The 23,681-nt window shown below is 65.7% G+C and carries 25 protein-coding genes; 14 read left to right on the top strand and 11 right to left on the bottom strand.

Annotated elements, in window-relative coordinates; genetic code table 11:
- Both Q7W02_14965 and Q7W02_14960 read right to left on the bottom strand, forming a co-directional pair.
- A partial coding sequence (locus Q7W02_14965; protein ID MDO8477467.1) for a recombinase family protein occupies nucleotides 1-429 on the bottom strand: 429 nt, incomplete at its 3' end.
- 468 nt (nucleotides 430-897) lie between these two features.
- Nucleotides 898-1,077: a hypothetical protein gene (locus Q7W02_14960; GenBank protein ID MDO8477466.1), complete on the bottom strand. Its 180-nt coding sequence runs from the start codon at nucleotides 1,075-1,077 to the stop codon at nucleotides 898-900.
- Between the two features lie 531 nt (nucleotides 1,078-1,608).
- Between Q7W02_14960 and Q7W02_14955 the strand changes: the two genes are divergently transcribed.
- From Q7W02_14955 to Q7W02_14945, 3 genes are all read left to right on the top strand, one after another.
- Nucleotides 1,609-2,187 (top strand): TIR domain-containing protein, encoded by a 579-nt coding sequence (locus Q7W02_14955; GenBank protein MDO8477465.1) that lies wholly within the window; start codon nucleotides 1,609-1,611, stop codon nucleotides 2,185-2,187.
- A 125-nt stretch (nucleotides 2,188-2,312) separates the two neighbouring features.
- A complete protein-coding gene (locus tag Q7W02_14950) occupies nucleotides 2,313-3,440 on the top strand; it encodes a toll/interleukin-1 receptor domain-containing protein (GenBank protein ID MDO8477464.1) in 1,128 nt (375 codons plus the stop codon).
- Nucleotides 3,437-4,027 (top strand): hypothetical protein, encoded by a 591-nt coding sequence (locus Q7W02_14945; GenBank protein ID MDO8477463.1) that lies wholly within the window; start codon nucleotides 3,437-3,439, stop codon nucleotides 4,025-4,027. The genes Q7W02_14950 and Q7W02_14945 overlap by 4 nt, the downstream gene beginning before the upstream one ends.
- A 144-nt stretch (nucleotides 4,028-4,171) precedes the next feature.
- On the opposite strand, the gene Q7W02_14940 is transcribed toward Q7W02_14945, so the two are convergent.
- Nucleotides 4,172-4,663: a TIR domain-containing protein gene (locus Q7W02_14940; GenBank protein ID MDO8477462.1), complete on the bottom strand. Its 492-nt coding sequence runs from the start codon at nucleotides 4,661-4,663 to the stop codon at nucleotides 4,172-4,174.
- A 323-nt stretch (nucleotides 4,664-4,986) separates the two neighbouring features.
- On the bottom strand, nucleotides 4,987-6,240 hold the full coding sequence (locus Q7W02_14935; GenBank protein MDO8477461.1) for a pentapeptide repeat-containing protein: 1,254 nt from the start codon (nucleotides 6,238-6,240) through the stop codon (nucleotides 4,987-4,989).
- 607 nt (nucleotides 6,241-6,847) lie between these two features.
- Between Q7W02_14935 and Q7W02_14930 the strand changes: the two genes are divergently transcribed.
- From Q7W02_14930 to Q7W02_14920, 3 genes are all read left to right on the top strand, one after another.
- Nucleotides 6,848-7,363, top strand: a complete 516-nt coding sequence (locus tag Q7W02_14930; protein ID MDO8477460.1) for a site-specific integrase — start codon at nucleotides 6,848-6,850, stop codon at nucleotides 7,361-7,363.
- A 503-nt stretch (nucleotides 7,364-7,866) separates the two neighbouring features.
- Complete coding sequence (locus Q7W02_14925; protein ID MDO8477459.1) at nucleotides 7,867-8,520, top strand: DUF4145 domain-containing protein; 654 nt, start codon at nucleotides 7,867-7,869, stop codon at nucleotides 8,518-8,520.
- Nucleotides 8,521-8,880: 360 nt separating this feature from the next.
- Nucleotides 8,881-9,903 (top strand): YaaC family protein, encoded by a 1,023-nt coding sequence (locus tag Q7W02_14920; protein ID MDO8477458.1) that lies wholly within the window; start codon nucleotides 8,881-8,883, stop codon nucleotides 9,901-9,903.
- Between the two features lie 462 nt (nucleotides 9,904-10,365).
- Here the strand turns inward: Q7W02_14920 and Q7W02_14915 are convergent, their stop codons facing one another.
- From Q7W02_14915 to Q7W02_14900, 4 genes are read right to left on the bottom strand one after another with little or no spacing between them, the layout of a single operon-like run.
- Entirely contained in the window at nucleotides 10,366-12,126 is a 1,761-nt protein-coding gene (locus Q7W02_14915; GenBank protein MDO8477457.1) for an ABC transporter ATP-binding protein, read from the bottom strand.
- The gene (locus Q7W02_14910) at nucleotides 12,126-13,244 is read right to left on the bottom strand and encodes a glycosyltransferase family 4 protein (GenBank protein MDO8477456.1); all 1,119 of its coding nucleotides are present in this window, start codon (nucleotides 13,242-13,244) and stop codon (nucleotides 12,126-12,128) included. Before Q7W02_14910 ends, Q7W02_14915 begins: the two co-directional genes overlap by 1 nt.
- A complete protein-coding gene (locus Q7W02_14905; protein ID MDO8477455.1) occupies nucleotides 13,241-14,320 on the bottom strand; it encodes a DegT/DnrJ/EryC1/StrS family aminotransferase in 1,080 nt (359 codons plus the stop codon). Before Q7W02_14905 ends, Q7W02_14910 begins: the two co-directional genes overlap by 4 nt.
- A 13-nt stretch (nucleotides 14,321-14,333) precedes the next feature.
- The gene (locus Q7W02_14900; protein MDO8477454.1) at nucleotides 14,334-14,828 is read right to left on the bottom strand and encodes a flavin reductase family protein; all 495 of its coding nucleotides are present in this window, start codon (nucleotides 14,826-14,828) and stop codon (nucleotides 14,334-14,336) included.
- Between the two features lie 149 nt (nucleotides 14,829-14,977).
- On the opposite strand from Q7W02_14900, the gene Q7W02_14895 reads away from it, so the two are divergent.
- The 6 genes from Q7W02_14895 to Q7W02_14870 all read left to right on the top strand — a co-directional run bounded on the left by Q7W02_14895 (nucleotide 14,978) and on the right by Q7W02_14870 (nucleotide 20,576).
- The gene (locus tag Q7W02_14895) at nucleotides 14,978-15,805 is read left to right on the top strand and encodes an Mrp/NBP35 family ATP-binding protein (GenBank protein MDO8477453.1); all 828 of its coding nucleotides are present in this window, start codon (nucleotides 14,978-14,980) and stop codon (nucleotides 15,803-15,805) included.
- Nucleotides 15,806-15,818: 13 nt separating this feature from the next.
- Nucleotides 15,819-16,442 carry an LON peptidase substrate-binding domain-containing protein gene (locus Q7W02_14890; GenBank protein MDO8477452.1) on the top strand — a complete coding sequence of 208 codons (624 nt, stop codon included), beginning with the start codon at nucleotides 15,819-15,821 and terminating at the stop codon, nucleotides 16,440-16,442.
- Nucleotides 16,442-17,140 (top strand): PDZ domain-containing protein, encoded by a 699-nt coding sequence (locus Q7W02_14885; protein ID MDO8477451.1) that lies wholly within the window; start codon nucleotides 16,442-16,444, stop codon nucleotides 17,138-17,140. Before Q7W02_14890 ends, Q7W02_14885 begins: the two co-directional genes overlap by 1 nt.
- A 22-nt stretch (nucleotides 17,141-17,162) precedes the next feature.
- Nucleotides 17,163-17,690: a type 1 glutamine amidotransferase domain-containing protein gene (locus Q7W02_14880; protein MDO8477450.1), complete on the top strand. Its 528-nt coding sequence runs from the start codon at nucleotides 17,163-17,165 to the stop codon at nucleotides 17,688-17,690.
- A gap of 21 nt (nucleotides 17,691-17,711) precedes the next feature.
- Nucleotides 17,712-19,469 (top strand): carbamoyltransferase C-terminal domain-containing protein, encoded by a 1,758-nt coding sequence (locus Q7W02_14875; protein ID MDO8477449.1) that lies wholly within the window; start codon nucleotides 17,712-17,714, stop codon nucleotides 19,467-19,469.
- A 96-nt stretch (nucleotides 19,470-19,565) separates the two neighbouring features.
- Nucleotides 19,566-20,576: a class I SAM-dependent methyltransferase gene (locus Q7W02_14870; GenBank protein MDO8477448.1), complete on the top strand. Its 1,011-nt coding sequence runs from the start codon at nucleotides 19,566-19,568 to the stop codon at nucleotides 20,574-20,576.
- A gap of 35 nt (nucleotides 20,577-20,611) precedes the next feature.
- Here Q7W02_14870 and Q7W02_14865 read toward each other — a convergent pair whose 3' ends face one another.
- Both Q7W02_14865 and Q7W02_14860 read right to left on the bottom strand, forming a co-directional pair.
- Nucleotides 20,612-21,559, bottom strand: a complete 948-nt coding sequence (locus Q7W02_14865; protein MDO8477447.1) for a D-2-hydroxyacid dehydrogenase — start codon at nucleotides 21,557-21,559, stop codon at nucleotides 20,612-20,614.
- On the bottom strand, nucleotides 21,556-22,524 hold the full coding sequence (locus Q7W02_14860) for an NAD-dependent epimerase/dehydratase family protein (protein MDO8477446.1): 969 nt from the start codon (nucleotides 22,522-22,524) through the stop codon (nucleotides 21,556-21,558). The genes Q7W02_14865 and Q7W02_14860 overlap by 4 nt, the downstream gene beginning before the upstream one ends.
- A 30-nt stretch (nucleotides 22,525-22,554) precedes the next feature.
- Between Q7W02_14860 and Q7W02_14855 the strand changes: the two genes are divergently transcribed.
- Both Q7W02_14855 and Q7W02_14850 read left to right on the top strand, forming a co-directional pair.
- Nucleotides 22,555-22,710, top strand: coding sequence for a hypothetical protein (locus tag Q7W02_14855; protein ID MDO8477445.1), 156 nt, complete (start codon nucleotides 22,555-22,557; stop codon nucleotides 22,708-22,710).
- A gap of 3 nt (nucleotides 22,711-22,713) precedes the next feature.
- Nucleotides 22,714-22,938, top strand: a complete 225-nt coding sequence (locus Q7W02_14850; protein MDO8477444.1) for an OsmC family protein — start codon at nucleotides 22,714-22,716, stop codon at nucleotides 22,936-22,938.
- Between the two features lie 173 nt (nucleotides 22,939-23,111).
- On the opposite strand, the gene Q7W02_14845 is transcribed toward Q7W02_14850, so the two are convergent.
- Nucleotides 23,112-23,681, bottom strand: a 570-nt coding sequence (locus Q7W02_14845) for an HNH endonuclease signature motif containing protein (protein MDO8477443.1), incomplete at its 5' end; no start/stop codon positions are given.

The following is a 23,681-nucleotide window of genomic DNA, read 5'->3' as shown; positions in this document are numbered from 1 at the left end:
GTACTCGCTGACACTGCCTTTCACGCCGAGGATCAGCCGATCATTGGGGAAGGCCAGATCATAGACCTGATCGAGATCGGCGACCAGCGTATCGAGGTGCCCGCAGATCTCGAACAGCTGGGCCCAGTCTTTGGAGTTGCGCGAGAGCCGGGAGGCCTCGAAGCACAGGATGATGCCGATATGGCCCAGAGAGACTTCGGCCGCCATGTGCTGGAAGCCGGCTCGGTGGGCGAAGCCGCCGGCCGAGGTGCCGAGGTCGTCCAAAATGGTGATGGGGTCGCGCCAGCCGAAGGCGACCGCCTTGTCGCGGAGGCCGATCTGGATCCGGGTGCTCTCCCCGTGGTTGCGCACTTGCTCCGGGCTGGACTGGCGGACGTAGACGATGGCCGCTCGCTTCAAATGATTCGCGGTGATCCTATCGGTCATCATGCGCTGCCCCTTGGGCTGCGCTGGCGTCGGCCGCGGCGCGCAGGAGTAGCTCGGCCAACGCTCGGATCAGTTCCCGTCGCTGCGGGGCCGCCAGCTCCACGCGGAGTTCGGGCCCGGCGGGCGGGAACAGCAGGATCTGGCGGGCGGGTCTCGATGGACGCGTTCGGCGCATGGCAGCCCTCCTTTGAGGGCATTGATGCACCGGTGGGGTCTGATTCGCCAGCCACAACAGCATCGAGCAACACCCGGAGCTCCTGCAGAGCGGTGATCGTCACGACCGGCTGTCCGACGGTCAGGACCGCACATGCGGCCGCGTTCGTCATCCACGCGGGCAGGGTGCCTCGCGTGCCGTCCGGCAGTTCGCAGAACAGCACCTCGCCGTTGGCAGACGGCACGCCGCGGTTGACACGGGCCATCTGGCCGTAGAGTGGGTGCCAGCGGTAGTGGACGGTGACGTCTTTCGATCTCTCAGTAGAATGTAACGGCTTCCCGCGCCCGGTGGCGCGCGCGCGTGGTCGCGTACGGGCGCGCGGCGCCGGCGCCCGGGTCCACGGTGGCGCCGCTGGCCGCAAATCCAGACGGCACCGGGGTGAAGACTCGTTCGCGCGCCTGGAGCTGGGCGGCCCTGATGCACCGGGCGTTTGCCATTGACGTCCTGGCGTGTGCCCATTGTGGGGGCCGGCTGCGCCTGATCGCCACGCTGCACGATCCCGTGGTCATCCGAAAGATCCTCGCGCACCTGGACCTCTCCCGTTCGGGGCAGAGTCCCGGCCCCGCCCCTCCCGCGTCCGGCGCCGCCGCGTCCTGATCGTAGCGTCTCGGGCGCGCGGCGGATGCCGTCGTGCCTGTGACGCGAGGTGGCATACGTGCTGATTCGGCCGGTCCGCCGGCCGATTGACGGCGGCGGTGTGTCTGGCCTAGCATGCTGCTCACCCGGGCCGACTCGCTCGACCCGCGAGGAGGGCGCTCATGTGCACTGTGGCATCGGTTCCTGGGGCGCCCGGTATCTGAGTCTGGGGGATTATGTCACGGGGACGGGAGCCACGGGGCTGGGGGCCACGAGGGGGGCGACCGTTGGCGGAGGGGGCTAATGTTGCCTACGCTCTCCCAGCTCAGGCCGAGAGCGCCTCGATCCTGAACTAACGCATCGGCTGGCTGGTACGTAGGAGACACACTCAGATGGCTTCCCGTGTGTTTTTCAGTTTCCACTATGAAGATGTCAAAACGTTTCGCGCAAACGTGGTGAGAAAGCACTCCATCACCAAGGACAAAGGCGACGCTGGTTTCTTTGACGCCTCTCTATGGGAAGATGCGCAGCGGCACGGCGACGACGCGGTGAAGCGTCTCGTCAATCTCAACCTTGAGAACACATCAGTTACCTGTGCCTTAATTGGCTCAGCGACGTGGAGTCGCCGCTGGGTACGATACGAGATACTGAAAAGCTACGACCGCGGCAATGCTCTCCTGGGCGTCCACATAAACTCGATCCCAGACAAGAACCAACAGACGTTCGCCCAAGGTCGAGATCCTTTTGGCTATCTTGGCTTTGTTGTGAGTGACGATGGCCGCACGCACACTTACTATGAGCACAACGGTTCAACATGGACGGTATATCGTGACCTCGGGCCAAAGGCCACGTCTTATGCCCGTGAACATTGGGGTAAGGGCTTCAAGCTTTCCGGTTGGGTCGCTTGCTACGACTGGACCAGTAACGATGGATATAACAATTTCGCGACTTGGGTTGACAAAGCGAAGTAGATGACACTCCCGACGGCACACACTTTTATCTAAGATGCATCCCAGAGGCACACCTGGCCGCCCGTGACATGCCACTAACTACCAAGTATCAGATCGTAACAATTGAACCGGAAGTCCCGCACCGCATGACTCCTGTTCTCAACGCAACGCTCCACCAGCGAATGGCAGACCTAGGCATTGACCCAGCAGATGCCCTGGCACTCTTCACCGAGGCGATGATGGCTGGGCTCGACAATCGCTCACCCACTGTCGCCGTCTACTTTGGAGGGCCAGCCCAAACCCCTCAAGCGGCCGCAGCAGTAGCGACCCTTCGTCACCACGGCATATTTATCCTTCCCGTTGTTCCGCAACTAGCGGGATACAAGACTCAGGTACCTGCGTCGCTTCACGAAGTGAACGGTACGGTCGTCCCCCCTGAAGACCCAGCCCTCGAATCGGTTGCCCAGCGCCTACTGGAAGAGCTCCGCTTGGTACGTGCCAAGCGGCTTGTGTTTATCACCTACCGTAGAAGTGATACCCGCGGCGTGGCTGAGCAGCTGTACCGGGCGTTCGACGACAGATCTTTTGACGTCTTTCTCGACACTCATAGCATTCGCTCTGGTTTTGAGTTCCAATCAGTACTGTGGGACCAGATGGCCGATGCGGACTTGCTCATCCTATTGGATTCCCCAGCAGCGCTTTCCAGCCGTTGGGTCAGAGAGGAACTCGCCCGCGCGCACGCACTCTGCCTAGGGATTCTTCAACTAGTATGGCCCGGCCACGCACGTTCGCCCGGGACCGACTTTTGTGTGCCGTTCTACCTAGAACCCGATGACTTTGCTTCTGGCCCCGCGCCCATCGGCGAACGTTCAGAGCTCGCTGCCGCGTCGCTCCACCGCATCATGACATTGGCAGAAGCTCTAAGAGCGCGTTCCTTAGCGGCACGGCATTCAAGATTGGTCGGCGAGTTGTGTCAGCGTGTCTCCACGGCTGGCTGGGGAATTGATATTCAGCCTGGATACTGCATCGACTTGCACCGTCCAGGCAGACCGACGCCTATCCGCGCATTCCCCCTTGTCGGTCACCCGGACTCGCACCAACTGCATCAATGCTTCGATGGTTGTGGCAACCCTCCGCTGGATGGCTTGGTGGTCTATGACCCTCTCGGTATGTGGGACAAGAAGACCTTGCACCTGACGTGGCTTAACGGCTATTTGCCGCTCAGAGCACTTCCGGTCACCGAACTGAATGCATGGATAGCGAGCGGACCATGAGACCGGTATTCCTATCCGCGAGCATCCCAGATCCCCGACGTCATCCCCGCTACATCGACACGGCTGACGAAATCGCCATCCGTGAATCGGTAAGTGCGCTAGCCACCGTTGTACTGCATCACACGACGCTTGTCTTCGGCGGCCATCCTGCAATATCACCACTCGTACGCCTGATAGCTCATGGCCTCGACGCGATGGACAAAGTCAGGATCTTTCAGTCTCGCTTCTTCGAGAGCGTCGTACCCCGCGACAGTCGAGAATTCACCGACCTCGTCTGGACGCCAGCGGTTTCGAATGATCGGGACGCCAGCCTCAGGCTCATGCGGGACCTCATGCTCAACGAGGGCCCGTTCGAAGCGGCCTTTTTTATTGGAGGGATGGAAGGCGTCGAAGACGAATTCGACTTGTTCTCGCGTAGATGGACCGGGACACCTGCCTTCCCGATAGCATCTACGGGTGCGGCCGCTCGGATTCTCTTTGACAGATACCGCGACAACATCCTGCCGTATCTGTCAAGAGGTTGGGAAAACAGGCTGCGAGAGGAATTCGTTTACCGGCCCTTCTTTGAAGAGCTTCTACACCTGTAGAAGGTGGCCATATTGGTGGCCTCCGTGGGGTGTGATTGGCGCGAGATCCTAAGAGAGGACAGGGCTTCAAGTCAATGCGATTCCTTCCTTATTGAGTCCTCAGCTTCGCACCAAGAACCGGGAAGGGGAGGCTTAACCCTCTTGCTATCTCAACCTCCTGAATCCTGTCAATGGCGGCGGATTTCTGAGCGCATCCGAGCGCTTCCCTGCGGCTTCAATCGCATCGGCAAACCGTTTGATGTTCCCGTCCCAGGGGTACGTAGGGAAGTCCACGAGGGGCGGGATGGCGGGAGGAGGTCCAAAAGCCGAAACCATTTGGCGATGGTCCGATAGGTGATTGATGAAAATGCCGAGGAGACCGTTCTGGCGCTTGATTGATTCAGCGATTTCGACCCTGACCCAAGGCCGAATGGCAGTGTAGGTGCCAATAAGGACTACGGTCACAGTGGTGCGATCAAGGTGACGAAGAATCATCCGTCGGATTCCGTCGTCCCCTTGGCGCTTGGCCTCATCGTACTCAGAATGGTCAAAGTACCCTGCCAAGTCTGGCCCGACGACGACGTTGGCATTCCTGACCTGATTGGCGCGAAAGATATCCCAGTCGTAGTGAAAGGAAAAGAATACTCGGCGCGCCACGGCCTATTTCCCTCGAAAGAGGGCGACAACATGGCCCACAAACGAGAGAAGCGAATCACGGTGGATGAGAGAACCGACAATGACGACCACGCCGACCAAGGGGGCGTGGATTCCTGCAACGGTTTTGGAGAACAATGTTCGCCTCCAAGCGAGCACCCTGTTTCTATCTGGTTTGATGCTCAGAGAGAAGGTAACTGCATCCTCACTTCCAAAAGTCCTGCAAATATCGTCATAGAGCTTGCGAAAGAGCCTCTCCTGACACAGATAGAAAAGCGTCCAATCCCCAAAACGCGAGAGCCGGGAACAGGCCGAGGGCAGCGCCTCTAGTCGCGAGGCTTACCCACGGCGCGTCGGCACAGCAGCCGGCTGTCGTGGATATACAGCGTCCCACCAGGATTGGGTCGATAGGTATTGATCCATTCGACTACACCCCCGTAGTCCCTGAGATCAAAGTCATAGCGCGACGCCTTAAACTTCTCCACACCAGCAGTAAAGTGTGAGGTTGTCGCTAGCATCGCGTTCGCGACGCGAAGATCGCTTTTAACTCCGTACAATGCCCGGGCGATCTCGACGCCAACCTTGTGTTCTGGCGCAAACTTCTTGCACTCGATAATCCATGACGTCGTGACACCGGCCACGTCCTTCGAGATCGCGAACAGGTCGTAGCCGCCATCCTTGCTCGCGGGAGTCAGTTGAACCTCCCACCCATAGCTCGCTAGTATCTCGGCGATCAGTTCCTCGAACTGTCGGGGTCGTAGCTCATGGAGAGCCCGGGGATTTCGTTGGAGGTGCCTGATCAGCTCATCCGAGATCACACCCGCAACCGTAGCCACCGAGCGCGTCTCATCAAAGCTGCACAACAAGATCAAGGCCCGTATCCGTTCGAGAGCAGCCTGATAGAACTCCTTCTGGTGGGTCGGCTCCGGAATATCTTCTCGATGGGCGTAGGCGAACGCCCGAGAGATGTAGTCACTGACGAAGGCGTGACTATCCGGGTGAACAGCCTCGAGGCCCTCCACTGTCGCCAGGGCCAGGAAGCTTTCAGAGTCCGCCGCCTTATATGACAGGGACTCGTCGACTCTCAAAAGGCCGACCAATCGTGCGCTATCAACCTTCGCGCCCCAGGCCGAGCTCACGTCAAAGACGGCCCCCCGTAGGTCCGCTCGGCGCAGGTCCGCAAGGGCGAGACTCGTCCGACTCAGATTCGAATCGCGAAGGTCGGCGCCACTGAGATCGGCGCCACGAAAGTCGATTTTTCTGAGCGTGTGCCCCTTCAAGTTATTCCCGCTCAGATTTGCACCGCGCATCCTCGCACGGATCAAGTAAGCGTCCCTCAAGTTGGCGCCCCGCAGATCGCAGTAACTCAGATTGGCGAAGTGCAGGCGAGCGCCCGACAGATCCGCATTGATCAGACGTGCTCCGGATAGATCCGCGCCATCGAGATTCGCGCGCGCGAGGTCACGGTTAGAGAGGTCGGCTCCACCAAGATCCGGCCGGGCCTCAGGATTCTGACGTTGCCACTCGTTCCAAGCCGCCACTCCCCGGAGGAGGACGTCTAGGTGTGCAGGGTTCGCCATAGCAATATCACGATGGTCGATGGAGCGTAGGCAACACTAGCACCCTCCGGCGGCGGGCGCCCCCCTCGCGGCCCCATCCCCGTGACATAAGGTGCCATACTCAGACACCGGTCGCCCCAGGAGTCGATGCCACGGTGCACATCAGCGGCCTCCTCGCGGGTCGAGCGAGCCGGCCCGGGTGAGCGGCATGCTATCCCAGACACACCGCCGCCGTCAATCGGCCGGCGGACCGGCCGAATCAGCACGAATGACGCCTCGCGGAGCAGGCACGACGGCGGCCGCCGCGCCTCTTGGGCGGTCCGAGCCTCGACGGGAGCAAGTTCAGTTACCGCGCCCCATCCCCTTTCTCTGGTCCGTCCTCCCCCGCCACACCCTCAAGGAAGCTCGCCAACAGCAGACGCACAACGCTCGGCAGCAGCGCGGCCCGCTGCACGACCGGGTTCAAGTAAGCCGCTTCGCGGCAGGTTCCATCTGCCACCAGAGTAGCTCTCCATCCAGCCGGGTGTCTCGACCGCCGGTCTAGCCAGGCCAGCCTCCCTCTGCTCTCCTCGGGGAGCACCGTGCATCGCACGGCGAGGTGCCCACTCTTACCGCGGAGGAGAGACCCATGATGACCGACTGGTACCAGCGCTCCATCAACGCCCTGCAGCTCAACGGCAAAGGCGAACGCACGCAGGAAGCCTACACCCGCGCGGTACGGATGCTGAGCACCTTCTACAGCACGACTCCCGACGAGATCACGGAGCCCGAACTCGAAGCGTACTTCCTGCGCCGGCGCAACGTCGACCACTGGTCGCCGAACACGATGCGCATCTGCTACTGCGGCATTCGGTTCTTCTTCGTGCACGTGCTGCAGCGGAACTGGCATCTCTTCGACATCCTGCGCGCCAAGAGCGAGGCGCGCCTGCCGGCGATCCTGAGCTGCGAGGAGGTGCGGGCGATCCTGCGGTGCGTGCGGACGCCCCGTAACCACGCCTTCCTGAGCACGGTCTACGCGTGCGGCCTGCGCCTGCAGGAAGCGCAGTATCTGGAGGTCTCCGACATCGACAGCCAGCGCCTGATGATCCACGTGCATCGGGGCAAGGGCGCTGTGGCATCGGTTCCTGGGGCGCCCGGTATCTGAGTCTGGGAGATTATGTCACGGGGACGGGAGCCACGGGGCTGGGGGCCACGAGGGGGGCGACCGCTGGCGGAGGGGGCTAATGTTGCCTACGCTCACGTTCTTCTTGCCGATGCAAACAACGGTGCCGATCTGCGCGCCGCCGTACCCGATGAAGTGCACCGGACTCCCAAGCTTCAATCCCTCGACCACCGCTCCCTCCTTGGTGCGGCTATCAACGTCTGTGCCAACTAGTATGCCTGCCTCGTGCACGCATTGTCAAGCGTGCTCAGGGCACGCATGATGATGTTGCGTAAGGCGGCGTTGTTATGGCAGAATCAAGCGGTGGCGAAACCCACTCGGGCAGAATTGAAGGCAGCGCTCAGTGATTACATGGGCACCCTCGCGCGTCGTGGGGCGCGCATGGGAGGCCTCGCTCGCGCGAAGAAGCTCACCGCCGAGCAGCGGCGGGAGTCCGCACGGAGGGCTGCGCGCGCTCGCTGGTCGAAGAAGAAGGCAAGGTCTCGATGAAGTGCCCGCATTGCCTTGTCGAGTTCCACGATTCGTGGACGGACGCCCTCATCATGTGGCCGCACGATGATTACCTCACCGACGAGAACAGCTACTGGCACGTTCGCGCCACGAAGTGTCCTACCTGTAGGCGGGCGATCATTGGGCTGAGGACGGCCGATGGGAACCAAAAGCCTCTTCGAGATGTGGCGGCCTGGCCCCGGGGCATCGCGCGGGCACCGCTTCCCCCTGAGGTAACGGACCCATTCGCGACCGATTACCGCGAGGCGTGCCTCGTGCTCGCTGACAGCCCAAAGGCGAGCGCAGCCTTGAGCCGCCGCTGCTTGCAACTTCTTCTCCGAGAGAAGGCTGGAGTGAAGCCGAGCGATCTCTACGAGGAGATCAGCGAGGTTCTGGCAAGCAAGACCCTGCCTACACATCTCGCTGAGGCAATCGACGCCATTCGGCAGATCGGCAAGTTCGCTGCCCACCCGAACAAGAGCAAGCATACGGGCGAGATCCTCGACGTGGAGCCCGGTGAGGCCGAGTGGTCGCTCGACGTCCTTGAGTCGCTCTTCGACTTCTATTTCGTGGAGCCCGCAAGGCTGGCCGCGAAGAAGGACGCGCTCAACAAGAAGCTCGGAGAAGCCGGGCAGAAGCCGATGAAGTAGGCGCACACTGTGATCCCGCGCGTGGTAATCGACAAGGCTCGATCGCGCGCCCACAGGTGTGTGCATTGCCAGGTGGCGTGGGTGCACGGTACTCCCTGGTGCGCTGCTGGGGTTGACTATCGGTGCGCGAGTTGCTGGCTGTTCCTGCGGTCGCTCACGTCGACCACGCCTCCTCGGGCTGAGGAGCGCGGCTAGCCTTGATGCGCCGAGTGTAGACACGAACCCCAACAAGCGGCCATGTCACCTCAGGCGAGAGCTTCCACCGGGTGGACACAGATAGACTGGTCGGTCGCTCCTGTTACCCGACTAACCTCACACCTGCCAGATATTACGGACGAGCTGTTCTCGATCTTGCGCTTCGTGTCCGAAATTCCTGACGAAGGAAAGCGCCTTGTGCAGTTCCACTCCAATCTAACCAATGACGCCGAAATTACAGCGCTGTACAAATTGGTCAGGAGTTTTATCCGTCAAGCGGAGACTTACTACCGCGCGGCCCGCACTCTGCACTACCGTTCCAGCGCCCTCCTCTACTACTATTGCTTCCTCAACCTCGCCAAAGCGGTATTGAGCGTACGTGGCTTGCCGTACGACGCGCGTCATGGACTCACATCGAAAATCGATGCAGCTAACATTGACACGGCGGCTCAGGCAGTGGAAGTCCACGCCGCCGGCGTGTTTCCCGCATTCTATCAGCAGCAGGTCCAGGCCACACTGCCGCACGGTGTTCGTTTAGACATCAAGAATCTCTTGGGGTACGTTGCCCAGGTTGCATATCAGTATGAGACCGCGAAGCTGGGACGGTCGGCAGTGTACCATAGCTGTTACGCCCGCTTGCTCGGTCACTTCCCCAATGATCAAGGCTGGTGGACTATTGCAGTGCCGAGGGATTACGACTTCACCGCGTTGCCAACACCGAATAGGCAGCGCTTCGATGACGAGTTCGAGGAAGTGGAACTATCGAAAGAAAGCGCACGAGAGTGCTTTGGCATCTTTGCTACTAGCCTCCCGGCGTATCGCTTCTATCAAAGCAAGACGGTCACGACATGGAGCACCGGCATTCCTAGAGAGCTTCCGCTGGTTTCGCTCTTTGGTTGCATGGAAGGCTACATCGAACCCAAGTACGTTGAGGACGGGTGTGACTTTACTCTATCGAGACCGTTCATACACCCGTTTGGCCCCTTCAGAATGACCGAACTGCCGGCGATCTACCTCGTCATGTTCTACCTAGGCTCGCTTGTGCGCTATCGCCCAGACTACCTAGACGACCTCCTTGAAACGCGCGCTGCGTGGATGCTGGAAGGCTTTGTCACCTCAGCTCCCCTTACGGCGCTACGAGCATTCGTCTCGAAGATCACGGACAAGGTGTACGTGTTCAACAAATGACTGGGTCGGCTCACGACGCCGCCTGCGCTGCGCGCTGTTCCTCGCGCAGCCGACGAAGCTCGCGGTCTGCACGACGCCGTGTGCTCAACCAGTAGCGCTCGGGCGCCACGAGTCGATAGATACTTTGCGGGCTCAGCCCGTGACGCTGGCCAAGAGCTCGCCACGTAACCGCCGTCTCGCGATACTCACGGCGGATTTCTTCACCTGTTCTAAAGACAGCTCGGACATCCGAGACATGTTTCCCCTTTCGTTCTGTAGTGTTACGGCTCCCGCCGAGCTACCCCTCCTGCTCAGAGGAAGGGCAGAGAGGCGGGGCTGTGGCATCGGTTCCTGGGGCGCCGGGTGTCTGAGTCTGGGAGATTATGTCACGGGGACGGGAGCCACGGGGCTGGGGGCCACGAGGGGGGCGACCGCTGGCGGAGGGGGCTAATGTTGCCTACGCTCCCCGGCGTAGACGACGCGCTAGTTGGCGGAGAGGGCGTCGAGGGACTGCAGCGTCGCGAAACGCCGGTAGATCCCGCCCTCGCGCGCCATCAGCTCCTCGTGAGTGCCGATCTCGACGAGCCTGCCGTTGTGGACGACCACCACGCGGTCGGCGTGCTTCACCGTCGCCAGGCGGTGGGCGATGACCAGCACCGTGCGGTTCTTCATCAGCTCCCCGAGCGCCTGCTGGACCAGGAACTCGCTTTCGGCGTCGAGGTCGGAGGTCGCCTCGTCCAGGATGAGGATGGGCGGGTCCTTGAGAAAGGCGCGGGCGATGGCGAGGCGCTGGCGCTGGCCGCCCGAGAGCTTGACGCCGCGCTCGCCCACGGGCGTCGCGTATCCTTCCGGAAGCGCGGCGACGAATTCGTGGGCCTGCGCCATCCGCGCGGCGTGCTCGATGTCGGCCTGCGTGGCGCCGGGTCGGCCGTAGCCGATGTTGTACCCGATGGTGTCGGCGAAGAGGAAGGTCTCCTGCGTGACGATGCCCATGAGCGCCCGCAGCGAGGCGACGGAGACGTCGCGGATGTCGCGGCCGTCGATCACGAGGCGGCCGGCCAGGACATCGTGGAAGCGTGGCACGAGATCCATGAGCGTCGTCTTGCCTGCCCCGGACATCCCGACGAAGGCGACCATCTCGCCCTTGCGCACGGTCAGCGAGATGTCGCTGAGCGTGTTCTCCTCGGCCTCCGGGTAGCGGAAGGAGACCCCCTCGAAGACGAGGCGGTCGTGGAAGTCCCGGAGCGGCTGGGCCCTCGGCGGGTCGGTGATGGTCGGGGGCGTGTCGAGGATCTCAAAGACGCGCTCGACCGACGAGAGCGACTGCTGGACGGTGTTCATCATGCGCCCCAGCTGGCGCACCGGGCCGTAGAGCAGGATGACGGCAGCGATGAAGGAAAAGAACTCGCCGGGGGTCAGGACTCCGCTGATGACGCGGTAGCCGCCGTACCAGATGGCGCCCATGATGCCGAGCGCGCCCAGGATCTCCATCAGCGGCTCGGCCAGGTTGTCCACGCGTTGGTCCTTGAGCGCCAGCCGGAGGAGCCGGTCGTTCACCGCGTCGAACCGCTCCTGCTGGAGACGCTCGCGGCCGAAGGCCTTGACGATCTTGTTGCCGGTGAAGGCTTCCTGCAGGACGATGTTGAGCTCGCTCATCTTCTCCTGCGCCCGCTTGGCGATCTTGTAGAGCTTGCGCCCGAGCGTCCGGTAAAGCACGCCGACCGCGGGGAAGATGACGACGGCGATCAGCGCCAGCACCCACTCGCGGATGAACATGACGGTCAGGAGCGCCACGATGGTGCCCATCTGACGCACGGCCATGACCAGCACCGTGGAGGACAGCCTTGCCAGGCGGTTGACGTCGTTGACGACGCGGGTCATCAGCTCAGCCGAGTGCATCTGCGAGTAGAAGGACAGGGACATGCCCTGGATGTGGCTGTAGAGCTCCCGCCGGATGCGGGCGATCACGCGCTCGCCCACGGCTGCCATGAGATAGGACTGCCAGTAGCGGCCGAAACCCTTGACGACGTAGGTGCCCAGGAGCACCAGCGGGATGACTTTCAGCATGAAGAGGTCGCGCTTGACGAAGATGTCGTCGAGCGCCGGCTTGACGAGCCAGGCGATGAAGCCCTCGCAGGAGGAGACGACGAGGGCCAAGCAGCCGCCGAGGAGGAGCCACCGCAGGTACGGGCGGAGATAGGGCCAGAGTCTCAGCAGCAGGCGGTACGTGGGCTTCGCGGCCATCAGGCGGAGCGCTTGGATCCTAGCAGGCGGCTGTAGAGCGCCTCGGTCCGGTCGAGCTTCGCGGTCACCGAGAACTCCTCCTCGACGCGCTTGCGTCCCGTGCGCGCCATCGCGGTGGCCCGGCTCGGGTCCTCGATCATGCGCAGGATACAGCGCGCCAACGCGTCGATGTCCCGGGCAGGGAAGAGGTAGCCGGTCTCGCCGTCGGTGATGAGCTCGGGGTTGCCCTCGAGCTCGGTGCCGATGACGGCGGTCTCGACTGCCAGAGCCTCCCGCAGCGTGCCGGTGATGCCGAGCCCGGCGTAGGAGGCGTCCACGCAGACGTCGCTCGCGGCGAGGATCTCCGGGATGTCCTCGCGGTAGAGGAAGACCAGGACGCGATCGGCCAGGCCCCGGGCCGCGGCCTTCTCGCGGAGGATCCTGGCCTTGGCCTCGTTGGCGCCCACGAAGAGGAGCCGCGCCTGGGGCGCCTGCGCCGCCACGGTCTTCATCGCGTCCATCGTATCGTCGTTGCCGTTCCGGCTCCGGATCCCGATCTGGGTGATGAGGTAGTGCTCGGGCCCGAGGCCGAGCTCGCGGCGGACGCGCGTCCGGTCCACGTTGGGGTGGAAGCGGGCCGTGTCCGTGCCTGAATAGACGACGTGGATCTTGTCCGCCGGAACGCCCTGCGAGACGAGCCCGCGCTTGATGGACTCCGAGACGGCGACGATGGCCGTCACGCGCTTCGTCGTGTAGCCGAGCCTGCCGAACGCGTCGATCGGGAAGCTGACGCCGCGGTTGAGGATGAGCACCGGGATCTTCGTGAAGAGGCCCGCCATGAGCGCCAGCGTCCGCGCCTTGCCCTTCTGCGCGTGGACGACCTGGATGCGGTGCTGACGGAGGATGCGCACGAGCGGCGGCACGGACCTGACGTCCGCCTCGGAGCGCATGGGCACGGCGTGGTAGGGCAGCCCGGCCTCGGCGCACTTCTCGACCCAGCCCTCGCCGGGCCGCGTCGCCACGACCACGTGGTGGCCGCGGTCCTTCAAGCCCCGCGCCAGCTCGAGCAGCTGGACGGCGGCGCCCGTGAAGTAGTCGCTCTTCGGATAGAGCTGGAGGATCCTGAGCGGCTCGCTCACTTCGTGAAGAAGCCCCGCACCGCGGCCGCGACCTCGTCGATCTCCGACTCCTTGTGGCCCGCCGAGATGGGCAGGGTCAGGATCTCCTTGACGAGGCGCTCCGTGTGCTCGAGCGGTCCCGGCTTGAGGTACTCGACGGCGGGCTGCCTGTGGCAGGGCACGGGGTAGTGGATGCCCGTGGCGATGCCCTTGTCCTTGAGGAAGGCCGCCAGCTGGTCCCGCTGGGGCGTGCGCACGACGTAGAGGTGGTAGACGTGGCGCGCGCCCGGCGTCTCGGTCGGCAGCACGAGCGGCAGGCCCCCGAGCGCCGCATTGTAGCGAGCGGCGAGCTTGCGCCGGTGATCGTTCATCGCGTCGAGCCGGCGCAGGAGGACGCGCCCCACGGCGGCCTGGATGTCGTTGAAGCGCAGGTTGAAGCCGATTTCTGCGTGGATGTCCTTGTTCTGCCTGCCGTGGTCACGGAGCCGCCGGCAGCGCGCCGCGACCTCGTCGTCCTCTGTGACGAGCAGGCCGCCGTCACCCATCACGGTCAGGTTCTTCGAGGGGTAGAAGGAGAACGCGCCGGCGCGGCCGAAGGACCCGACCTTCTTGCCCTGCCATGCGGCTCCGTGGGCCTGGGCGCAGTCCTCCAGCAGCCAGAGCTTGTGCTTGGCGCAGAGCTCCTGGATCCCGGGAAGGTTAGCGGGGTGGCCGTAGAGGTGCACGGGGATGAACCCGACCGTGCGCGGCGTCACCTTGGCGACGGCATCCTTGACGTCCACCGTATAGGTGTCGTCGACGTCCACGAAGACCGGCGTCACGCCGGCGAAGCAGATGGCCTCGATGGTCGGGAACGCCGTGTGGGCCGGGACGAGGATCTCGTCGCCCGCCTTGGCGTTAAAGGCCTTGATGAGCATCCAGAGCGCGGACGTGGCGCTGGTCGTGAGCACGGCGTGCTTGGCGCCGTTGTAGGCGGCGAATTCCTTCTCGAACGCCGTGCACTGCGGGCCCAGGATGTACCGGCCCGACTCGACGGCCGCGATGACCGCCGTCTTGATCTCGTCGTCCACCGGCGGACGTGACAGGGGAATCGGCATCGCGGACTCCTCCTCAGGTGTGGATGCGGCGGTACTTGCCGCGGTAGTACAGCAGCGGTTCGAGGTCGGCGTCGCCGCGAGAGTCCGCGGCCTCGACGCGGCCCACGAAGATCGTGTGGTCGCCGGCGGGATAGGCATGGACGGTCTCGCACTCGAGCTCGGCCAGTGAATCCTTGAGCACGGGCAGCCCGAGCGCGCTCTGACGGAAGTCGACGCCCTCGAACTTCTCCGAGGGGTGCGCGGCGGGCTTGGTGGCGAAGCGCGTGGACACGGCCTCGTGGTGGCCGGCCAGGATGTTGACGGCGAAGTGCCTCGCGGCCGCGAGCGCCGGGTAGCTGTGCGCGTCGTGGGCCACGCAGACCAGGATTAGCGGCGGGGCGAGGGAAACCGACGTGAAGGCGCTGGCGGTGAGACCGGCGGGGCGGCCTTGGGGGTCCATCGTGGTGATGACGGTCACTCCCGAGCAGAAGTGACCAAGGACGCGGCGGAACTCATCGGGTGAAATCACGCGTCTTTTGTAGCAGTTTCACGCCGATTTTTCAACTTCTTTGCGGAGTTGGAGCGCACTCGGGCGCGCTCTTCCTTGACGCGCGCGAGGGGCGGACCCTATACTCCAGCGAGACACATCGATCGCAGTCTCAGGAGACGACAACCCCCATGGCAGAGACACCCAGGCCCGGCCCCCAGGCGGCCGCTCTCATCCCCGACGTCAAGCACACGGTCGCCGTGTCGTCCGGCAAGGGCGGGGTGGGCAAGTCCACCATCGCCGTCAACCTGGCGCTGGCGCTCAAGCAGAAGGGACACACGGTCGGCCTCGTGGACGTCGACGTCTACGGCCCCGACGTGCCGCTCATGATGGGCACCAAGGGCAAGCCCGGGATGTTCGAGAACAAGATCATCCCCGTCGAGGCCCACGGCATCAAGATCATGTCCATCGGCCTCCTCGTCGACGAGCGCGAGGCGCTGGTCTGGCGCGGGCCCATGATCCACTCGGCCGTCCAGCAGTTCCTGCGCGATGTCATGTGGGGCCCGCTCGACTTCCTCGTCTTCGACATGCCGCCGGGCACCGGCGACGCCCAGCTCTCGCTCTCCCAAGTGGTTCCGTTGGGCGGCGTCGTGATGGTGACGACGCCCCAGGACGTGGCGCTGCTCGACGTCCGCAAGGCGCTCGCCATGTTCCGCAAGCTCAACGTGCCCATTCTCGGGCTCGTCGAGAACATGAGCTGCTTCATCGCGCCCGACACCGGCGCCAAGTACGCCATCTTCGGGGAGGGCGGCGGCGACAAGGTCGCCGAGGAGTTCGGCGTGCCACTCCTGGCGCACATCCCGCTCGAGATCGACACGCGCAAGGGCGGCGACGCGGGCATCCCCATCGTGGTGGGCCAGCCCGCCTCGGCCCAGGCCGCGGCCTTCCTGGCGCTGGCCGACGCGGTCGCCGCGCGCCTCGAGGCGGTCTCGGCGCTCAAGATGCCGACCATCGGCTGAGCCGGCGTCCGCGGTGGCCCAGGTCTTCGTCCCGATCTTTCCGCTGCCGGACCTGGCCTTTTTCCCTCACACGCTGCTGCCGCTGCACGTCTTCGAGGCGCGCTACCGCGCCATGGTCACGGACTGCCTCGCGAGGGACCTCCGGATGGCCGTGGTCGCGCTCAAGCCGGGATACGAGTCGGCCTACGACGGCAAGCCCGCCGTGTACCAGATCGCGGGAGTCGGCCGCATCGTCCAGTGCGAGCGCCTCGCGTCCGGGCGCTTCAACATCCTGCTCAAGGGCGAGAGGCGTATCCGCATCGACCGCGAGTTGCCGGCCGATACGCTCTACCGGATGGTAGCGGGCACTCCGCTCGGCGAGACCGGCGCCGAGTGCGACGGCGTGGGCGCTCTCGCGGCCCGCGTCACCGGCAGGTGCCTGGGCATCTTGCGCGCGGTGAAACGGCCCACGGCCGAGATGGAGGAATCGCTTGCCGGCGCGGCGCCGGGAGCGGTGTGCGACCGGATCGCCTCGGCCGTCATCCCCGAGGCGGACGTGAGACAGGCATTGCTCGAAGAGCTGGACGTGGAGCGCCGGCTCTCGCGGCTGGCGGAGGCCCTCGACGACCTCTACACTCAGCTGACAGGTGACCGGTGATGAAGGGCTTCGTGATGCTGGCGCTGCTGTTGCTCGCGCCGATGGCGCCGGCCGATCCGGCGTGGGCCGCCTGGGGATGGCTCGGCGTGCGGATCCGGGACCTGTCTGAGCAGGAGATGGAGGAGATCTCGCAGAAGTACGGGCTGCGAGAGGGGTTCGGCGTGGTCATCGTCGAGGTGATGAAGGAGACGCCCGCCGAGGCCTCGGGGCTCAAGAACGGCGACCTCGTGGTGGCGTTCCGCGACAGGCCGGTGGTCGACACACGGACGCTCCAGCGGCTCATCGCGTCGACCTCGGCCGGGGAGACCGTGCCGCTGACGGTGCTGCGGCGCGACGCCGGGCGCCGCGGTGTCACGGTACGGGTCGGCGTGATGCCCGACACGGTCGCCGCGGACCGCATCGCCGCGGAGTTCGGCTTCCTCGTGCGGGATCCCGATGCGCGAGGCGAGGGGGCCGTCGCGCGCCTGTCGGAGGGCCCGCCCGCCGTTGGGGCGGTGGTGGCACGGAGCTCCGCGGAGGCGGCGGGGCTCCAGGTGGGCGACGTGCTGGTCGAGGTCAACGGCCGCCCCGTGCTGACATTGGCCGCCGTGCGCGAGGCGCTGCTGGCCTCGTCCCTCGAGCGGCCGCTGCCGCTCGTCGTCCGCCGGGATTCCGAGCGTGTGCAGCTGCTGCTCATGACGGCGTGGCCGTCCCGGTAACTCACAATCAACGGAGGTAAACATGACGCTCAAAGGCAAGCGGGTCGCGATTCTGGCGGAGAACATGTACCAGGAGATGGAACTGTGGGTGCCGTACTACCGGCTCAAGGAGGAGGGGGCCGACGTCAAGGTGGTCGGCGCGGGCGGCGCCAAGTCCTACGCCTCCAAGGCCGGCTACCCGGTCAACGTGGACGTGCAGGCCGACCAGGTCAGCGCGGTCGAGTTCGACGCGGTCGTGATCCCGGGCGGCTACGCCCCCGACATGATGCGCCGCAACGAGAGCATGGTGAAGCTGGTGCGCGAGGCCTCGCAGCAGGGCAAGGTCGTGGCCGCCATCTGCCACGCCGGCTGGATGCTCGCGAGCGCCGGCGTGCTGAAGGGTAAGAAGGCGACCTCGTTCTTCGCCATCAAGGACGACGTGGTCAATGCCGGCGCGACCTGGGTCGACCAGGAGGTGGTCGTCGACGGCAACCTCATCACCTCGCGCAAGCCCGACGACCTCCCGGCCTTCTGCCGCGAGATCGTCAAGGCGCTGGGGAAAAACGCCTAGGCCCGATATAATGCCGGGGAGATGATCGTCCTCGGCATCAACGAAACCCACTGCGCCACGGCGGCCGTCCTTCGGGACGGCCGCATCGTGGGCTGCGCCTCCGAGGAGCGCTTCACCCGCCTCAAGAACGACGCCGGCTACCCGCGCCTCGCCATCGACGCGCTCCTCAGGGAATGCGGCGTCCTCCCGGCCGAGATCGACGTCGTCGCCCTGTCGGGCGCCCGCGCCGCCTCGCGGGAGTGGCTCAACCGGGTGCTCCACGACGAGGCCTACGGCAAGGAGTACTACGGCGTCACGTGGCCGTCTCCACGCCGGGCGCTCGAGAAGAAGATGCGGAAGTGGGGCGCGAAGTTCGGCCTCATCGACGCCTCGCGCGGCAAGTTCGGCATCTCCCAGAGCGAGCGCTTCGCCTTCGTTACCGATCACCTCGGCATCCCCAGGGATCGGATCGTCTGCCTCGACCACCACGCCTGCCACGCCGCCGCGGCCTACTACGGCTCGGGCTTCGAGGGCAGGGACGCGCTGGTCCTGACCAACGACAACTCCGGCGACGGCCTCTGCGCCACGGCCTCGACGGGCAAGTCCCTCGATCTCACCCGCCATGAAGCGACGCCCTCGTCGCCGGGCTCGCTCGGCGCCTTCTACTCCTTCGTGACGCTGGCGCTCGGGATGAAGTTCGGCGAGCACGAGTACAAGGTCATGGGCATGGCGCCCTACGCCGGGGAGAAGTACGCCAAGCGCGCCGAAGCCGCCCTGCGCGAGGTCTTCGACCTGGACGAGGGGAAGCCTGCGCGCTTCCGGTGGCTCAAGCCCGGGGAGCGCTACGCGGTCCTGCTCAAGGCCACGCTGGGACTGCGCTTCGACGCGGTCGCCGGCGGCGCCCAGCGCCTCCTCGAGGACACGCTCCTCCGCTGGGCGCGCCTCATGCACCAGCGCTACGGCGGCACGCGCCTGGCGCTGGGAGGCGGCGTGTTCATGAACGTGAAGGCGAACATGCTCATCGGCCAGGAGGACTGGGTCGAGGAGCTGTTCGCCTTCCCGTCCTGCGGCGACGAGTCGAACGCGGTCGGCGCGGCTTATCTCGGGTACCTCGAGGAGTGCGCGCGGCGCGGGGTGGCGGGATGGGTGCAGCCCTTCGGCCCCGCGTACCTCGGCAACAGCGTCACGGACGAGGACGCCGAAGCGGTGATCCGCGAGCGCGGCCTCGAGGGGCGCTACAAGGTCGCCTTCCACGACCGGATCGAGGAGAAGATCGCCGAGCTCCTTGTGTCGGACGGCGTGGTGGCGCGCTGCGCGGGGCGCATGGAGTTCGGCGCGCGGGCGCTCGGGAACCGCTCGATCCTCGCGAACCCCTCGGACCACCGCGTGGTGCCGCTCATCAACCGGATGATCAAGAACCGCGACTTCTGGATGCCCTTCGCGCCGACCATTCTCGCGGAGCGCGCGCCCGACTACCTCTTCAATCCGAAGCAGCACGCCTTGCCCTACATGATGCTGGCCATGCCGACGCGGGCCGAGGCCCGAGAGGCGCTCGTGGCCGCGATCCATCCTCAGGACGCCACGGCGCGGCCGCAGATTCTCGAGCGGTCGTGGAACCCCGAGTACCACACGGTGATCAGCGAGTTCGAGCGCCGCACGGGCGTCGGCGCCGTGCTGAATACATCGTTCAACCTCCACGGCGAGCCGGTGGTGTGCAGCGCCGCCGACGCGGTGGACACCTTCGAGCGCTCCGGCCTGCCGCACGTGGCCGTGGGGCATTGGCTGATCTCCAAGAAGTAGCGGGAGATTCTCCCTCTCCCTCCCGGGAGGGAGAGGGCCGCAGTTCGAGCCGAGACGCTCGCTTCGAGCGGCGAGGCGAGGGCTGAGAGGGTGAGGGTGGGCCTTCCCACGACGGACGCCCCGTGCTTCCTCTGCGGCGAGGCCGCCGCAGATCCGCTCTGGACCACCGCCGACCGCGCCTTCGCCATTCCCGGGATCTATACCGTCGCGCGCTGCCGGCGCTGCGGCTTCCTCTACCAGAAGCCGCGCGTCGCCGACGCCCATCTCGCCGACTGCTACCCCGACCACTACCCGCGGCACCAGGAGCCGTCGCCCCGGATTCCCTTCAAGGGCTCGCCCGGCCGCGTCAAGGCGGCGCGCTGGGCGCTCGCGAGCGCGCTCGGCTACGCGCAGCTCCGCGACGCTTCCGTTGGACTGCTGACGCGACTCCGCGCCCGGCGGCTCGTGCGAAAGATCCGCTGGGACTGCCCGCCGTGGACGGGGCAGGGACGCTACCTCGACGTGGGCTGCGGGTCGGGCGGCGCGCTCGGTGTCGCCCACGCGCTCGGCTGGAACGTGGCGGGCATCGAAGTTGACGAGGCGGCCGCCGCGAAGGCCCGGCGCTTCACCGACGATCTCCACGTGGGCGACGTGCTGACGGCGCCGTTCGCCTCGGGACGCTTCGACGTGGTGACGGCCTTCCACGTCCTCGAGCACGTGCCTGATCCGGTCGCCGTGATCCGCCGCGCGCTCGCATGGCTGGCGCCCGGCGGGCTCCTGATCATCGAGGTGCCGAACGCCGGCGGCTTGGGCGCGGCGATCTTCGGTAGAGCGTGGTCGGGGCTCGAGCTGCCGCGTCACCTCTCGCATTTCTCGCCCGAGACGCTCGAGCGCGCGGTCGAACAGGCCGGCGGCCGCGTGGCGTGGTGCTGGCACGGTGCCAAGGCACGCTACTACCTCTGGAGCCTCGGCTTCTGGCTCCGCGACCGCGGTTGGCCCCCCCTCGCCGGTCTCACCGAGTGGCGCCCGGTCTACGGCGTGCTCAAGCTCTTCCTCGAGGTGACGCTCCCGCTCGTTCGGCTCGCCAAGCGCGGCGAAGTCATCCGCGTCGGGATCAGCGCCAAGTAGACTCGTCCGCGGACGCTCATCCGCAGCGTCTTGCCTTAGTAGCCGCGCTTGCGGTCGACCTCGTAGCGGAGCGCGCGGCCGGCGAGGTAGCGGCGGAGGTTGTCGTTGAAGATGGGGGCGATCTCCCCCGGGGTGCTCGGCCCTGAGATGTGCGGCGTGATCACTACGCTGTCGAGCTCCCACAGCGGATGGCCCTGCGGCAGCGGCTCCTCGTTGAAGACGTCGAGCACCGCCCCTCCCAGCCGGTTGGCCCGGAGGGCATCGAGGAGCGCCGCTTCGTCGACGACGGGCCCACGCGCGACGTTGATGAGCCAGGCCGAAGGCCGCATGGCCGCGAGCTCGGCCGCGCCGATGAGGCCGCGCGTCGCCTCCGTCAGCGGCACGGTCAGCGCGACGAAGTCGGCGTCGGCGAGCGCCTTCCTGAGGTCGCGCGTCTTGTAGACGCGCTGGGCCTCCGGGACCCTCTTGCCGCTCCGGCTGACGCCCACGACGCGCATCCCGAACGCGCGAGCTGCGCCCGCGATGGTGCGCCCGATGTCCCCCAGTCCGATCACGCAGAGCGTCGCCCCGTGGAGGCGCAGCGGGTCCGCCTGTCGCCAGCGCCGCTCACGCTGCTGGGCGCGGAACAGCTCGGTTCGCTGGGTGAGCCAGAGGCACCAGCCCAGCACGTACTCGGCCATCCAGGGGCCGAAGATGCCCGCGACGCGCGTCACCGTCACGCGGCGAGGCAGCTCGGGGACCATCAAGGGCTCGACTCCCGCGCCCATGCCCTGCGCCCACCGCAGCCTGGCCGCCCGAGGCAGGAGCTCGCGCGGAAAGTTCCACGCGTAGAGAATCTCGGCATCGGCAATGTGCGGCTCCGCCTCGGCGGGCGTGGCGCAGACGGCGACCGCGAACGGCGGCTTGGGCTGCTTGATCAGCCGGGCATAGGCTTGGGCTTCGCCGGGCTCGGGGTGGTACACGAGGATGGAGCGGGCGGTCACGCGCCGATCTTGGCGAGGATCGCGTCCTCGAAGGTGAAGTCCACCGGCCGGTCAACGAGCTTTTCGCGCTGGTACCACTCCCAGGTATGGGCGAGGGCTTCGTAAAGCGTGTAGCGCGGCAGGATGCCCAGCTCCTGGCGGAGCTTCGTCGTGGTGTGGACGGCGTGGCAGTCGTAGACGAGGTTCTGGCCGAAGACGGGCCCGGGCTTGTCGAAGCTCTTGAGCAGGGCCGCGTCGAAGTGGCGGAAGGTGACGGGCTTCTTCATGACGTCGGCGATCAGCTCGACGAAGCCGACCTGGGTGACCGTGTCCTCGCCCATGACGTTGTAGGCCTGGCCGTAGGCCTTGGGATTTCCGAGCATGGCCGCCATCGCGTGAGCGAGGTCTTCCACGTGGCCGAATTGCCGCAGCCACCCGCCGTGTCCCGGCACCAGCACGGGCCGGCCGCGGTGGATCCTGTCCATGAAGAAGGTCTCGTTGTTGCGCGTATTGAGCGGGCCCATGACGTGCGTCGGCCTCACGATGCTGACCGGCCCGCCGCCCTTCCGGTAGCGCTCGAAGAGCAGGTCCTCGGAGGCGATCTTGTGACGGGCGTAGTCGCCCCAGTAGAAGCCGCGCGGCGTTTCTTCCGAGTACGGGATGGGCAGGGTGTGGTCGTACACTCGTCCCGTGGAGATGAAGATGATGTGCGGCCGGCCCTCGAGGGAAGCCAAGAGCGCGGCGACATCCTCGCCGAGAGTCGGGGCGTACGTGATGTCGAAGACGCCGTCGAAGCGGCGGCCCTCGAGGCGCCCGCGGAGGCCCGCGTGGTCCTTGCGGTCGCCGGCGATGGCCGAGACGCCCGCCGGCAGGCGCTCGGCGCGCTTGCCGCGGTTGAAGACCGTGACCTCGTGGCCGCGCGAGAGCAGCTCGCGCACCAGATGCAGGCTGATGAACTCGGTGCCGCCCATGACGAGGACCCGCATGACCCGCGAATTCTAGCACAGGGGGAAGACATGGCACGACCGGTCGAGGTGTCCTGGCTCGGCAATCTGAAGACCGAGGTGCGGATCGGCCCGCACCGGCTTCTGATCGACGAGCCCGTGGACAAGGGCGGGGAGGATACGGGGCCGACTCCCACCGAGGCGGTGCTGGGGGCGCTCGGCGCCTGAACGGTGCTCACGGTTCGGCTGTACGCCGAACGCAAGCACTGGACGCTCGACCGGATCGAGACGCGTCTCCAGCGCGACCCGGGCGAGGGCAAGATCAACAGCATCGAGCTGGAGCTGCTGCTGGGCGGCGACCTCAGCGCCGAGCAGCGCCAGCGCCTGGCGGAGATCGCCTCACGCTGCCCCGTTCACCGCACCCTGTCCGAGGGCGTGACGATTACCCACCACTAAATCAGAACGGCCGAGCGGACTGGTAAGGATGCTGCCACCGCGAGTCCCCATGAAGATCCGCTGCGTGATCACCAGATCCTTTCGTCTGGTCGTACCGGGAGCGATTGCAGGATCGTGAGCTCCAGCGCTTTCGCGCTCTTGAGGTGGATGCTTAGCCTCCTGCGATGCGAACCTTAACGTCCGAGACCTGAGCGGTCGAGGGGCGTCGGGTCACCCGCCCAGGAGGCACGCTGTGCTCGCGGGTGCAAGACGTCGATCGCCCAACCCACATCCAGCCGCTCCCCGAGCCAGCCGGGGCACGCCGTGCGCGCCCCGACCTGAAGGCCGTTCGAGTCATGACAGGCGCGGAGAGCCTTGACGGGATCACCGGGCACTGTTCCCGGCGGCGGCACCTCCGGCAGGGGGCGGCCGTCCGGCCGCCGGAATCGGAGAGTCCCGTCGGGCCCGCGCGCGACCTGGTAGCCCTCCTCGTGCACCGCTCGGTGATGCCGGCGGCAGAGGAGCGCGAGGTTCGAGAGCGTCGTCGGACCCCCGTGCGCCCAGTGGCGGAGATGATGCCCCTGGCCGAAGCGGACGCCGCAGCCGGGGAAGCGGCAGCCCCGGTCCCGATGGTGGAGCGCTCGCCGCAGGGCGGGGGGAATCGTCCGGGTCCGGGCCCCGATCTCGACCACGCGGCCCTCCTCGTCATGGCGCATCACCACCCGGCTCGCGTCACAGGCCAGGCGCCGGGACGTTTCCGCGGA

The organism is Candidatus Rokuibacteriota bacterium (genome assembly GCA_030647435.1).
GTDB lineage: Bacteria > Methylomirabilota > Methylomirabilia > Rokubacteriales > CSP1-6 > AR37.
The sequence above is the reverse complement of the archived record's forward strand: the minus strand, read 5'-3'. Positions and strand labels throughout refer to the sequence as shown.